The following is an 11,935-nucleotide window of genomic DNA, read 5'->3' as shown; positions in this document are numbered from 1 at the left end:
AGCAGGCATTCGAACGCTTCGGCCCCGAAGTCATCGAGTCCTACATCATCTCGATGTGCCAGGGCGCCGACGACGTCTTCGCCGCCGCCGTCCTCGCCCGCGAGGCCGGACTGCTCGACCTGCACTCCGGCTGGGCCAAGATCGGCATCGTGCCGCTCCTGGAGACCACCGACGAACTGCGCGCCGCCGACATCATCCTCGACGAGATGCTCGCCGACCCCTCCTACCGGCGGCTCGTCTCACTGCGCGGCGACGTCCAGGAGGTCATGCTCGGCTACTCCGACTCCTCCAAGTTCGGCGGCATCACCACCAGCCAGTGGGAGATCCACCGCGCCCAGCGCCGGCTGCGCGACGTCGCCCACCGCTACGGAGTACGGCTGCGCCTCTTCCACGGCCGCGGCGGCACCGTCGGCCGCGGCGGCGGCCCCTCGCACGACGCGATCCTCGCGCAGCCCTGGGGCACCCTGGAGGGCGAGATCAAGGTGACCGAGCAGGGCGAGGTCATCTCCGACAAGTACCTGATCCCGGCCCTCGCCAGGGAGAACCTGGAACTGACCGTCGCCGCCACCCTCCAGGCGTCCGCGCTGCACACCGCGCCCCGCCAGTCCGACGAAGCGCTGGCGCGCTGGGACGCCGCCATGGACACCGTCTCCGACGCGGCCCACGGCGCGTACCGCACGCTCGTCGAGGACCCCGACCTGCCCGCGTACTTCTTCGCCGCGACCCCCGTCGACCAGCTCGCCGACCTGCACCTCGGCTCCCGCCCCTCCCGGCGCCCGGACTCCGGCGCCGGACTCGACGGGCTGCGCGCCATCCCGTGGGTCTTCGGCTGGACACAGTCGCGGCAGATCGTGCCCGGCTGGTACGGGGTCGGCTCCGGCCTCAAGGCGCTGCGCGAATCGGGCCTCGACCCGGTCCTGGACGAGATGCACGAACACTGGCACTTCTTCCAGAACTTCCTCTCCAACGTCGAGATGACCCTCGCCAAGACCGACCTGCGGATCGCCAGGCACTACGTCGACACCCTGGTGCCCGACCACCTGAAGCACGTCTTCACCGCCATCGAGGAGGAGCACGCGCTCACGGTGCGGGAAGTCCTGCGGATCACCGGCAACGAGAAGCTGCTGGGCTCCAACCCGGTGCTGCGGCAGACGTTCGCCATCCGCGACGCCTACCTCGACCCGATCTCCTACCTCCAGGTCTCGCTCCTCGCGCGCCAGCGCGCGGCCGCGGCCCGCGAGGAGGCGCCCGACCCGCTGCTCTCACGGGCACTGCTGCTGACGGTCAACGGGGTGGCGGCGGGACTGCGCAACACCGGCTGAGCGGATTCGGGACCCCTGAGCGCCGGACGGGCCGATCGCGGCTCGTCCGGCGCTTTCGTGCCCCGTGTCGCAGGGCGCCCGGGTCAGAGGGCGAAGAACGCCGCCGCCAGGAGCAGCGCGCCCGCCAGCGCCGTACCCCACCCCGTACGCGTCAGCCGCATCCCGCCGCCGACCACCGGCGCCGCCAGCAGCAGTGCGCCGCCCAGCGGTACCCACGCCAGCAGTACGCCGGACGAGCCCGCGCGGACCAGCTCCTCGGTGCCGGGCTTCAGCACCACCTCGTACTCCCGGCCCTTCTTCACCGCCACCGACCGCTCTATCGGCGCGCCCGCACGCGGTGGCGGCGGGCCCTCCGGGTCGTACGTCCCCGTACAGGTCGCGTCGCCGCACTCGGTGACCGACAGCGTGCCGTGCTCGCGGCCCTTGGAGAGCAGCACGTGCTGCGCCGTGTCCCACGACGTCCAGAAACCCGCGACGAGCAGCAGCCCGGCGACGCACGCCATCGCGACGCGGCGGCCCACCGACAGGGCGAGTTGGGAGGAGCTCGGCTTCATGGACCGCGATCCTTGGCCATCCGGACGCGGTCGGTCAACTTGTGGCCGAAAAATGGCCGTTGTTGTCAGGAGTTGTACGCGCTCTGCGCGCGTTCAAGCCCCTCCGTCACCAGACACTCGACGGCGTCGGCCGCCCGGTCCACCAGGAAGTCCAACTCCTTGCGCTCCACGGACGAGAAGTCCTTCAGTACGAAGTCGGCCACCTGCATCCGCCCCGGCGGCCGGCCGATCCCGAAGCGGACCCGGTGATAGTCGGGGCCCATGGACTTCGTCATCGACTTCAGACCGTTGTGACCGTTGTCCCCGCCGCCCAGCTTCAGCCGCAGAGCGCCGTAGTCGATGTCCAACTCGTCGTGGATCGCCACGATGTTGGCCGTCGGCACCTTGTAGAAGTCCCGCAGCCCGGCGACCGGCCCCCCCGACAGGTTCATGAACGACAGCGGCTTCGCCAGCACCACCCGCCGGCTGCCCGGACCCATCGGCCCCACCCGGCCCTCCAGCACCTGCGCCTGTGCCTTCTGCGCGCGCTTGAACGAACCGCCGATCCGGTCCGCGAGGAGATCGGCCACCATGAAACCCACGTTGTGACGGTTGGCCGCGTAACCCGGGCCGGGATTGCCCAGGCCCACGATCAGCCACGGGGCGGTGACATCGGTCGTCATCTGCGCTGCGTCTCCTCAGGACGAAAAGAAGAACGGGGCGGCGGGCACCGGCCCGCCACCCCGTCGGGCAAAGCGTTTCTCAAGCAACCGGCGGATCGCTCGATCCACCGGTTCAGGCCCCCGCGGAGGCTCAGACCTCGGCGGCGGCCTCGTCGGCGGCGTCCTCGGCCGCCGGCTCCTCGGCCTGCGCGGCCAGGACCTGGATGACGACCGCGTCCTCGTCGGTCACCAGCGTCGTGCCCTCGGGCAGCGTGACGTCCTTCGCGACGATGGAGGCACCGGCCTCCAGGCCCTCGACCGAGACAGTGACGGACTCGGGGATGTGCGTGGCCTCGGCCTCGACGGTCAGGGTGCTGAGCACGTTCTCCAGCAGGAACGGACCCGGGGCCAGCTCGCCCTCGGTGTGCACCGCGACCTCGACCGCGACCTTCTCGCCACGCTTCACCGCGAGCAGGTCGACGTGCTTGATGAAGCCCTTGAGCGCGTCACGCTGGACGGCCTTGGGGATCACGAGCTCCTTGCGGCCCTCGATGTCGATGCTCAGGAGGGCGTTGGCCGTCTTGAGCGCCATCATCAGGTCGTGACCCGGCAGGGAGATGTGAACGGGGTCGGCGCCGTGACCGTAGACGACCGCCGGAACCTTGTTCTCACGGCGGGTACGGCGGGCCGCGCCCTTGCCGAACTCGGACCGGACCTCAGCGCTGATCTTGACCTCAGCCATGGCTGCACTCCTCGTAGATGACACATAGGTGACGACGGGACTGGTGGTCACCCGGCCACGACAGGCCTGCTACGAAGAGCGCGTCGATAACGGACAGCCGCGAATGAAAGCGGCCTCCCTCGCCGAGCAACTCCACGAGTCTACCCGGCGGGGAGGCCGCCCCAGAAATCGATCTTCAGAACCCCGTCGGGGAGGTCCCGCGGGGAGCTCCCGCTACGCCTGCTCGTCGAAGAGACTGGTCACGGAGCCGTCCTCGAACACCTCGCGCACCGCACGCGCGATCGTGGGCGCGATCGACAGCACCGTGATCTTGTCCATCTCCAGATTGCCCGGATCCGGCAGCGTGTCCGTGAAGACGAACTCGCTGACCTTCGAGTTCTTCAGCCGGTCCCCGGCCGGACCCGACAGCACACCGTGCGTCGCCGTCACGATGACATCCGCGGCACCGTGCGCGAACAGCGCGTCCGCGGCGGCGCAGATCGTGCCACCCGTGTCGATCATGTCGTCCACCAGGACACAGACCCGGCCCTCGACATTGCCCACGACCTCATGGACCGTCACCTCGTTCGCGACGTCCTTGTCACGGCGCTTGTGCACGATCGCCAGCGGCGCGTCCAGCCGGTCGCACCAGCGGTCCGCCACCCGTACCCGGCCGGCGTCCGGCGAGACCACCGTCAGCTTCGACCGGTCGACCTTCGTCGCCACGTAGTCCGCCAGGATCGGCAGCGCGAACAGATGGTCCACCGGACCGTCGAAGAAGCCCTGGATCTGGTCCGTGTGGAGATCCACGGTCAGAATGCGGTGCGCGCCCGCCGTCTTCATCAGGTCCGCCACCATACGAGCCGAGATCGGCTCCCGTCCGCGGTGCTTCTTGTCCTGCCGGGCGTATCCGTAGAAGGGGACGATCACCGTGATGCTCCGGGCCGAGGCCCGCTTGAGAGCATCGATCATGATCAACTGCTCCATGATCCACTTATTGATCGGAGCCGTGTGGCTCTGGATCAGAAAACAGTCCGCACCGCGAGCCGACTCCTGATAACGCACGTAGATCTCACCGTTGGCGAAATCGAACACCTTGGTCGGCACTATTCCGACACCCAGCGTATGGGCGACAGCCTCGGCCAGCTCGGGGTGGGCGCGGCCGGAAAAGAGCATCAGCTTCTTCTCGCCGGTCGTCTTGATCCCGGTCACAGCACAGTCTCCTCAGACGTGTTGATTGCCGCTGCACCCGCGCGTCCCTGCGAGCCAGCCGAACGTGAGCACCTATCACGGTACGCGCTGCACGAGGCGCCTGTTTCCGGTCAGCTTTCGACCGCGAGCTCCTCGGCCGCGGCGGCGGCGGCCTGCGCGGCTGCGCTTCCCGGCCGCTTACGCGCCACCCAACCCTCGATATTCCTTTGCTGGCCCCGCGCGACGGCCAGCGAACCCGACGGAACGTCCTTCGTGATGACCGACCCGGCAGCGGTGTAAGCACCGTCCCCGATAGTGACAGGCGCCACAAACATGTTGTCCGAGCCCGTCTTGCAGTGTGAGCCGATGGTCGTGTGATGCTTCGATTCGCCGTCGTAGTTCACGAACACGCTCGCCGCACCGATATTCGTCTGCTCACCGATCGTCGCGTCACCCACATAACTCAGGTGCGGCACCTTCGAACCGGCCCCGATCGTCGCCTTCTTCATCTCCACGAACGTCCCGGCCTTCGACTTCACACCGAGCCTGGTACCCGGACGCAGATACGCGAACGGGCCCACCGAAGCCGACTCGCCCACCTCCGCGTCGACGGCCACCGTGTTGTCCACCCGGGCGCCCACGCCCACCTTCGTGTCCGTCAGCCGCGAGTTGGGGCCCACCTCCGCGCCCTCCGACAGATGGGTGGCGCCCAGCAGCTGCGTACCCGGGTGCACGATCGAGTCCGGCTCGTACGTCACCGTCACATCGATCAGCACCGACCCCGGGTCGACCACGGTCACGCCGGCCGTCATCGCCCGCTCCAGCAGCCGCTCGTTCAACAGAGCGCGCGCCGCCGCCAGTTGCACGCGGTTGTTGATGCCCAGGATCTCCCGGTGATCACCCGCCACCGAGGCGCCCACGCGGTGCCCCGCCGACCGCAGGATGCCGAGGACGTCGGTCAGGTACTCCTCGCCCTGGCTGTTGTCCGTACGGATCTTGCCGAGCGCGTCCGCGAGCAGCCGCCCGTCGAAGGCGAACACCCCCGAGTTGATCTCCCGCACCGCGCGCTGCTCGTCTGTCGCGTCCTTGTGCTCCACGATCCCGACGACCGCGCCGCTGGCCTCGTCGCGCACGATCCGCCCGTAACCGGTCGCGTCCGGCACCTCGGCGGTCAGCACGGTGACGGCGTTGCCGTCCTTCTCGTGCTGCGCGGCGAGCGCGGCGAGCGTCGGGCCGGACAGCAGCGGGGTGTCGCCGCACACGACGACGACGGTGCCCTCGGGGGCCTGCCCCAGCTCCTCGACGGCCATCCGGACGGCGTGCCCGGTGCCGTTCTGCTCGGCCTGGTACGCGGTCCGCACCCCGTCGTACGAGGCGGCCAGATGCCCCTCCACCGACTCCCGCGCGTGCCCGACGACGACGACGAGATGCTCCGGCTCCAGCTCACGCGCGGCGGAGACGACATGACCCACGAGCGAGCGCCCGCAGATCTCGTGCAGGACCTTGGGTGTCTTCGACTTCATGCGGGTGCCCTCACCCGCTGCGAGGACGACGACGGCGGCCGGGCGATTGGCGCTCACGGGAATGCCCTTCGGCTTCGGATGCTTGGCGTGGCGGACATCCGCAGGATACCGGGGGGTTTCGGGACGGAAACGAAGGCGGGTCCTGACCGAAGAGGTCAGGACCCGAACTCGCTGGCTCCCGGGGAAGGAATCGAACCCTCATTCAATGGACCAAAACCATTTGTCCTGCCTTTAGACGACCCGGGATGGTTTGCCGCCTATGTCCGTTTTTCTTGATCGGACGAAAGTGCAGCCCCCACTATGCCGCACCACCACCCCTCGACGCGACGGTATAGGTCCGCGCTCTGGAGCACGCGGACGTTCAGGCATCCGTGGTAGTCCTCGCCGACGTTCTTACGGTTCGTCTTCGGGTTGTGCTTCTTGATGGCTGTCTTGCCGAGACGGGACGGGGCGATACCTGCGATTTCCGCCCAGAAGTGCTCGGCGCTTGCCGTGTTGGCGGTCTCGTGGATGTGCACGTGGTACCGCAATCGGTCCTTGCCGACGCCCAGGAGGTCCAGCCATGCGAGGAAGACTCTGATCATGTGCGGGTCGCTGTTGATGAAGGAAAGGCGCTCCTGGGGATTGTGCGGCTTCGACTTACTTCCCTCGGCCCAGTACAGGCCGACTCCCAGCAGAAACAGCTCGCGGTCGGACATCGTGCCGATGCTCTCGGTGGCCCTGCGTTTCGTCTCCTGGCGCTCCTGTTCGCGACGCTTGAGCGTCGCCTCCCACCCGCGTCTGGCGATCGCCGACGCGTCCTCGCGCGTGCGCCGCGGCGGCTTCGGTAGATCCCGTACCCACAGGGAGATCGAACTCTTCGAGCACCCCAGCTCCAGTTCGATCTGGTCGTACGTGAGCCCCCGGAGCCGTAGCTCCCGCGCCTTCGCCCGCAGATCGTCCTTCGCGTTGGGGCGCTTCGTCCACTCCGGAGGCGGCTCGCCCCGGACCAGGCGGCTGAGGATCTCGTTGTTGAAGATCTTCAGGCGGTCGCGGATCTGCCGCAGGCTCAAGCCTTCCCGGCGCAGTGCCACCGCCTGCTCCCTGAGGGTCTCGAAGTCCGCGTATTTGCCGTTCTGTGCTGTCATGCAGGAGATCATCGTCCGGAATGCGGACGTCCGGCTCGAATGTGTGGTCGGTTCGCCGGATCGTGTGGTCGACGCCCGTTCCCCTTGTGCGGGGCCCGTTCGCGTGCTGACAGCACTCGCCGGAAATTGGGTCGCGGGCGCCCGTAGGCTGGGAGGTATGACCACAACGGGGGCACACGAGGAGGCCGAGGGCTTGACCACTCGCGGCTTCTGGTGGTGGACACGGCGGCGCAGCGTCGTGCTGGATGTGGGGCTGGCCGTCGTGTCCGCCCTGGAGTGTGCGTTCGAGGGGATCCGGTTCGCGGGCAGTGCTCAGCTGCCGGTGGCCCTGGGGGTCGTTTTCGGCGTGCTGGTCGGGTCCGTGCTGCTGTTGCGGCGGCGGTGGCCCATGACCGTCGTGCTGGTCTCCGTCGCCGTCACGCCGGCCGAGATGGGCGTGCTGCTCGCGATCGTCGGGCTCTACACGCTCGCCGCCTCCGACGCGCCCCGCCGCATCATCGGCGCGCTCGCCGGTATGTCGCTCGTGGGGACGCTCATCGTCGTCTTCGTACGGACGCGGCAGGACGTCAGTGGCGTGGACATCGACTCCGCCCGCTGGTACATCCCGCTGATCGCCGTCTTCATGGCGCTGAGCATGTCGTTGCCGCCCGTGCTCCTCGGGCTCTACGTGGGGGCCAGGCGCCGGCTGATGGAGAGCCTGCGGGAGCGGGCGGACAGTCTGGAGCAGGAGCTGTCGCTGCTGGCCGACCGGGCCGAGCAGCGGGCGGAGTGGGCCCGTACGGAGGAGCGGACGCGTATCGCGCGTGAGATGCACGACGTGGTGGCGCACCGGGTGAGCCTGATGGTGGTGCACGCCGCCGCGCTGCAGGCGGTGGCGTTGAAGGATCCGCCGAAGGCCGTGAAGAACGCCGCGCTGGTGGGGGACATGGGGCGGCAGGCGCTGACGGAGCTGCGGGAGATGCTGGGGGTTCTGCGCGCGGGGGAGCAGCAGGCGGCGCGGAAGGTGGCGGACGCTGGGTCGGGCGCGGACCGTTCGACGGTGCCGCTGGCGTCGGTGGGTGTCGCCGCGGCGGCGGCTGCCGCGGCGGCGGCGGGCGACGGCCCCGGTATGGGCGACATCGAGGCGTTGGTGGGTCAGTCGCGGGACGCGGGGATGGTGGTGGAGCTCGCGGTGCAGGGGGTGACGCGGGCGTACGCGCCGGAGGTGGAGCAGACGGCGTACCGGGTGGTGCAGGAGGCGTTGACGAACGTGCACAAGCACGCGGCGGGGTCGAAGGTGATGGTGCGGCTGGCGCACCGGGAGGCCGAGATCGCGATGCAGGTGGAGAACGGTCCGTCGTACGGCGCGGCGGACGCGGGGCTGCCCAGCGGTGGGAACGGGCTGGTGGGGATGCGGGAGCGGGTGCTGGCGCTGGGTGGGGTGTTCGTGTCGGGGGAGACGGACGCGGGGGGTTTCCGGGTGTCGGCGGTGCTGCCCTACCGGGACGCCGCGTAGGGGCGTTGCCCCGGTTTCCGGGTGCTGCTTCTTTTCCGGTCCGGGTTCTCAGTCAGAGGTGAGCCGCTGCGGCTGCGCTCCGGTCACCAGCGCCGCGAGCGCGTGGTCGATGTGCGGGCCGAGGAACCAGTCGCCGGTGTGGTCGATGGAGTAGACGCGTCCGGAGGCGTCGACGGCGAGTACGGCCTGGCCGTCGCCCTCCTCGCCGATGGGGCTGATCTCGGTGTCCAGGGAGCGCCCGAGGTCTCCGAGGGTGCGGGCGAGGTGGATGCCTGCCAGCGGGTCGAACCGTGCGGTCGTGGGGGCGATCTGGCGCCCCGGTCCGGGCCCGGTCACGGTCAGTCCGCCGAACTCCGCCCAGATCTCGACGACGGCCGCGAACACGGCGTGCATGTGCCCGGCCGGGGTGACGTGGGCGCGCAGCGCGTCCGCCCACTCCTCGGCCTGCCGCATGTCCCAGCGGCCCGGCTGCCAGCCGGCTTCGCGCAGGGCGACGTCGACGGCGACGGGGAAGCGGGTGGTGGTGAGGTCGGGCACGGGGTGGTCAGCCGTTCTGCGTCGGGTCGACGGGGCGTACGCCGAACTGGGCGAGCATGGCCGTACAGGAGCGGCAGGGCGGCGCGTAGCTGCCGTGGAGCGGGTCGCCGTCCTCGCGGATACGGCGTGCGGTGAGTTTGGCGTGCTTGAGGGAGCGGCGTGCTTCGCCCTGGGTGAGGGGTTTGCGCTGGGCGCGTTTGGAGCGGGCGCCCTCGACGGCGGTGAGGTGCCGGGAGAGCAGGATGGCTTCGGGGCAGCGGCCGGTGAATCGTTCACGCTGGCCACTGGTGAGGGTGTCCAGGAAGTCCTGTACGAGGGGATGCAGGGCGGGCGGCTGGTCGGCCTTGCCGGCGGTGCAGGTGAGATTTTCGCCACGCACGGAGAGCGCGGCGGCGACGGCGGGCAGGATTCCGTCGCGGCGCTGCCGCAGTACGGGCGGGCGGTGCGGTTCGGTGCTGCTCCAGCTCAGGCGCGGGTCTCCGGAGGTCTCGCCGGCCGTGGTCCCGGTGGTCCCGTCCGGGGTTCCGGCGGTGGTCCCGGTCCGGCCGGCTCCGGCGATGTCCGTGACGAGGTGCCCCGACGCGGCTGCCGGACGGCTCGGTGAACCGAGGCGTGGATCTCCCGATGTGTCCTGTTGTGCTGTGTGCAAAGCGTTGTCCCTCCCTACGCAATCCCCACGCAATCCCCCGAGTTGCGGGGGACAGCCTGCCAAATGTGACACGTCGTGGGGAAGCCGGGGCGGGTTCGGGGCGTGGCGTCGCCGCTGCGTGACCTGCGGTGACCGGTTGTCACCGACACCCGAACGAGTGCCGCGGTGAGCGCCGGCGACGGAACGGAGGGGCCGCGTCCCCTCTTGCTCCACCGCATAGGCTGTGCCGAACCAGTCAGAAGCCAGCAGGGGGCATCCGCCATGACGACAGGTCGGCTCGGGCAGCAAGCCGCGCCACCGAACGCGGCCTACGCCGGGCAGGTCGTGCATTTCCCGGACCCCGTCCGGGCCTCCCGCCACCCCAGGGGTGTGCCGGTGGACGGCAGCGGCTTCCCGGACTTCTCGCCGTACGCGCGCGCGGCCGCCGAGATCGCCGAGCCCCCCGAGGGTTTCGGCGTCGACGAGTTGCGGCTCACGGACTACGTGTCGGCCAACGCCGCGCTGCACGCCGACGGCCATGAACTGTGGGACACGATCCCCGCCGTGGCGACTCCGCACGGCTGGACCTGGCACCACGCGCCCGGATCGCGCCGACTGCTGCTGGTGCCGGTGGAGGTGAAGGCGCTGCTGCGCCATCACGGCGGGCTGGCGACGACGCCGGTGGATCACGGCAAGCGCGGGACGCGTCCTCTTCAGGAGACGCGGCCGGTGCACTTCGGGCTGCCGAAGAGTTCGGTGTCGGTGAGCGAGCAGCAGTTGCTCGGTGTGGAGGAGGACCTCGGTTACCGGCTGCCCGGCGCGTACCGCACCTTCCTCAAGGCGGCGGGCGGCTGCGCCCCGGTGGGAGCGGCGCTGGACGCGGAGCTGGGGCTGCTGGTGGACCAGCCGTTCTTCACGGTGCGTGAAGAGGCGGCGGTCAACGACCTGTTGTACGTGAACAAGTGTCTGCGGGACCATCTGACCAAGGACTATCTGGGCGTGGCGTTCGTCCAGGGCGGCATCCTCGCGGTCAAGGTGCGGGGCGATTCGGCCGGTTCGGTGTGGTTCTGCGCGTACGACGACGCACGTGACCGGGACGGCTGGAGTGTGCAGGAGCGGGTGGAGCGCCTGCTGCTGCCCTGTGGTGAGGACTTCGACGCCTTCCTCACGCGGCTGGCGGGCAATCCGCCGGAGCTGGACACGGTGGCGAACCTGATGGTGGACGGCGGCTTCGCCCGCGCCGTCCCGGTGGAGGGGTGAGCGCGATGGTGACATTCGCTCAGGCGCAGGAACGCGCGGACGAGTGGGTCAACGGCGATGTGCCCGCGTATCAGCACCGCGAGGTGCGGGTGCGGGAGTTCGAGCTGGGGTTCGTGGTGTGGGCGGAGGACCGCGCGGACGGTCCGAGGTCGGACGGCGGGCTCCAGCGGCTGGTGATCGCGAGGGACAGCGGTGAGGCGACGCTGTGGCCGGGGCTGCCGGTGGGTGAGGTGATCCGGCGGTACGAGGAGGAGTACGGGTCGCAGGCGCAGGCCCCCGAGCCGGCGCGCGCGCCGCAGCGGATCGATCTGAATCAGACGTCGTTCCTGCTGACGCCGCCGGAGTGGTTGCAGGACGCGGCGGACAGGATGGGTGTTCCGGGGTCGCCCTCGGCCTCGTCGCCCTCGTCCTCGTCCGGGGGTGCGGGCCCGGGCTCGTCCGCGGGCACGGGCGCGAACTCCGGTGCGGGCGCGGGTTCCTCCGGTGACGGCGGGTACGGGCGGTCCACGCCCGCGGCGCCGGTCTCGGCGTCGCAGAGCAGCAGTTCGCCGTGGCCCGACGCCGACCGCAGCGGGGACCACGGGCCTGCGGGGTCCGGCGCCGCGCCGCAGGCCGGGGCGACGCCCTGGGCCGGTACGGACACCAACGCCGCCGGTGAGGATGTGTCGGTGGGGCTTCCGGCGACGGTCTTCGCCCCGCCCCTTTCGGGCGCGGACGACGACGACACGCCGCTGCCCGGTGTGGCCGCCGAGGCGCCGACGGCGCTGATGTCCGGTGGCAGTCATCTGCCGCGTACGACGGTGGCCCCGGGTCTCGGTGCGGTGGCGTCCGATCAGGGCGGGCCCGGTGCGGCCGGTCCCGGGTCCGGTCCGGGCGACATCGCCGACGCCGCGACGAGCAAGGCGACGGCGCCGCCGCCCGGTGCGCGTGGCGCAG

11 protein-coding genes, 1 tRNA gene and 1 pseudogene are annotated in these 11,935 nt (G+C 70.2%); 4 read left to right on the top strand and 9 right to left on the bottom strand.

The window, feature by feature from the left end; genetic code table 11:
• The coding region (locus GXP76_RS29630; protein ID WP_242574697.1) for a phosphoenolpyruvate carboxylase at nt 1–1,322 on the top strand (1,322 nt) is incomplete at its 5' end.
• Between the two features lie 83 nt (nt 1,323–1,405).
• On the opposite strand, the gene GXP76_RS29625 is transcribed toward GXP76_RS29630, so the two are convergent.
• From GXP76_RS29625 to GXP76_RS29595, 7 genes are all read right to left on the bottom strand, one after another.
• Nucleotides 1,406–1,876, bottom strand: a complete 471-nt coding sequence (locus GXP76_RS29625) for a hypothetical protein (RefSeq protein ID WP_242574696.1) — start codon at nt 1,874–1,876, stop codon at nt 1,406–1,408.
• 65 nt (nt 1,877–1,941) lie between these two features.
• The gene (gene pth, locus GXP76_RS29620) at nt 1,942–2,538 is read right to left on the bottom strand and encodes an aminoacyl-tRNA hydrolase (protein ID WP_242574695.1); all 597 of its coding nucleotides are present in this window, start codon (nt 2,536–2,538) and stop codon (nt 1,942–1,944) included.
• A gap of 130 nt (nt 2,539–2,668) precedes the next feature.
• On the bottom strand, nt 2,669–3,259 hold the full coding sequence (locus GXP76_RS29615) for a 50S ribosomal protein L25/general stress protein Ctc (protein ID WP_242574694.1): 591 nt from the start codon (nt 3,257–3,259) through the stop codon (nt 2,669–2,671).
• A gap of 213 nt (nt 3,260–3,472) precedes the next feature.
• Nucleotides 3,473–4,450 carry a ribose-phosphate diphosphokinase gene (locus tag GXP76_RS29610; RefSeq protein ID WP_242574693.1) on the bottom strand — a complete coding sequence of 326 codons (978 nt, stop codon included), beginning with the start codon at nt 4,448–4,450 and terminating at the stop codon, nt 3,473–3,475.
• A gap of 110 nt (nt 4,451–4,560) precedes the next feature.
• Nucleotides 4,561–6,009 carry a bifunctional UDP-N-acetylglucosamine diphosphorylase/glucosamine-1-phosphate N-acetyltransferase GlmU gene (gene glmU / locus GXP76_RS29605; protein ID WP_242574692.1) on the bottom strand — a complete coding sequence of 483 codons (1,449 nt, stop codon included), beginning with the start codon at nt 6,007–6,009 and terminating at the stop codon, nt 4,561–4,563.
• Nucleotides 6,010–6,124: 115 nt separating this feature from the next.
• Nucleotides 6,125–6,198, bottom strand: a tRNA-Gln gene (locus tag GXP76_RS29600).
• An 11-nt stretch (nt 6,199–6,209) separates the two neighbouring features.
• Nucleotides 6,210–7,079, bottom strand: coding sequence for a hypothetical protein (locus GXP76_RS29595; RefSeq protein WP_242574691.1), 870 nt, complete (start codon nt 7,077–7,079; stop codon nt 6,210–6,212).
• Nucleotides 7,080–7,236: 157 nt separating this feature from the next.
• On the opposite strand from GXP76_RS29595, the gene GXP76_RS29590 reads away from it, so the two are divergent.
• The gene (locus tag GXP76_RS29590) at nt 7,237–8,574 is read left to right on the top strand and encodes a sensor histidine kinase (protein ID WP_242574690.1); all 1,338 of its coding nucleotides are present in this window, start codon (nt 7,237–7,239) and stop codon (nt 8,572–8,574) included.
• Nucleotides 8,575–8,622: 48 nt separating this feature from the next.
• Here the strand turns inward: GXP76_RS29590 and GXP76_RS29585 are convergent, their stop codons facing one another.
• Together GXP76_RS29585 and GXP76_RS29580 are read right to left on the bottom strand one after the other, a co-directional pair.
• Nucleotides 8,623–9,111 carry an SUKH-3 domain-containing protein gene (locus tag GXP76_RS29585; RefSeq protein ID WP_242574689.1) on the bottom strand — a complete coding sequence of 163 codons (489 nt, stop codon included), beginning with the start codon at nt 9,109–9,111 and terminating at the stop codon, nt 8,623–8,625.
• A 7-nt stretch (nt 9,112–9,118) separates the two neighbouring features.
• Nucleotides 9,119–9,580: a YwqJ-related putative deaminase gene (locus GXP76_RS29580; RefSeq protein WP_242574698.1), complete on the bottom strand. Its 462-nt coding sequence runs from the start codon at nt 9,578–9,580 to the stop codon at nt 9,119–9,121.
• 441 nt (nt 9,581–10,021) lie between these two features.
• Here GXP76_RS29580 and GXP76_RS29575 point away from each other — a divergent pair, with 441 nt between their 5' ends.
• Nucleotides 10,022–10,999, top strand: coding sequence for an SMI1/KNR4 family protein (locus GXP76_RS29575; protein ID WP_242574688.1), 978 nt, complete (start codon nt 10,022–10,024; stop codon nt 10,997–10,999).
• Nucleotides 11,000–11,004: 5 nt separating this feature from the next.
• Nucleotides 11,005–11,935, top strand: a pseudogene (locus GXP76_RS29570) (hypothetical protein); the annotation flags it as partial.

The organism is Streptomyces sp. NP-1717 (assembly GCF_022695985.1).
Lineage (GTDB): Bacteria > Actinomycetota > Actinomycetes > Streptomycetales > Streptomycetaceae > Streptomyces.
This window is presented reverse-complemented; position numbering and strand designations above follow the sequence as displayed.

What these genes read in the sequence shown, in the direction of transcription:
- pth (WP_242574695.1), bottom strand. Translation starts at nt 2,538, where the DNA reads ATGACGACCGATGTCACCGCCCCGTGGCTGATCGTGGGCCTGGGCAAT.
- GXP76_RS29625 (WP_242574696.1), bottom strand. Translation starts at nt 1,876, where the DNA reads ATGAAGCCGAGCTCCTCCCAACTCGCCCTGTCGGTGGGCCGCCGCGTC.
- GXP76_RS29595 (WP_242574691.1), bottom strand. Translation starts at nt 7,079, where the DNA reads ATGACAGCACAGAACGGCAAATACGCGGACTTCGAGACCCTCAGGGAG.
- GXP76_RS29590 (WP_242574690.1), top strand. Translation starts at nt 7,237, where the DNA reads ATGACCACAACGGGGGCACACGAGGAGGCCGAGGGCTTGACCACTCGC.
- GXP76_RS29575 (WP_242574688.1), top strand. Translation starts at nt 10,022, where the DNA reads ATGACGACAGGTCGGCTCGGGCAGCAAGCCGCGCCACCGAACGCGGCC.
- GXP76_RS29615 (WP_242574694.1), bottom strand. Translation starts at nt 3,259, where the DNA reads ATGGCTGAGGTCAAGATCAGCGCTGAGGTCCGGTCCGAGTTCGGCAAG.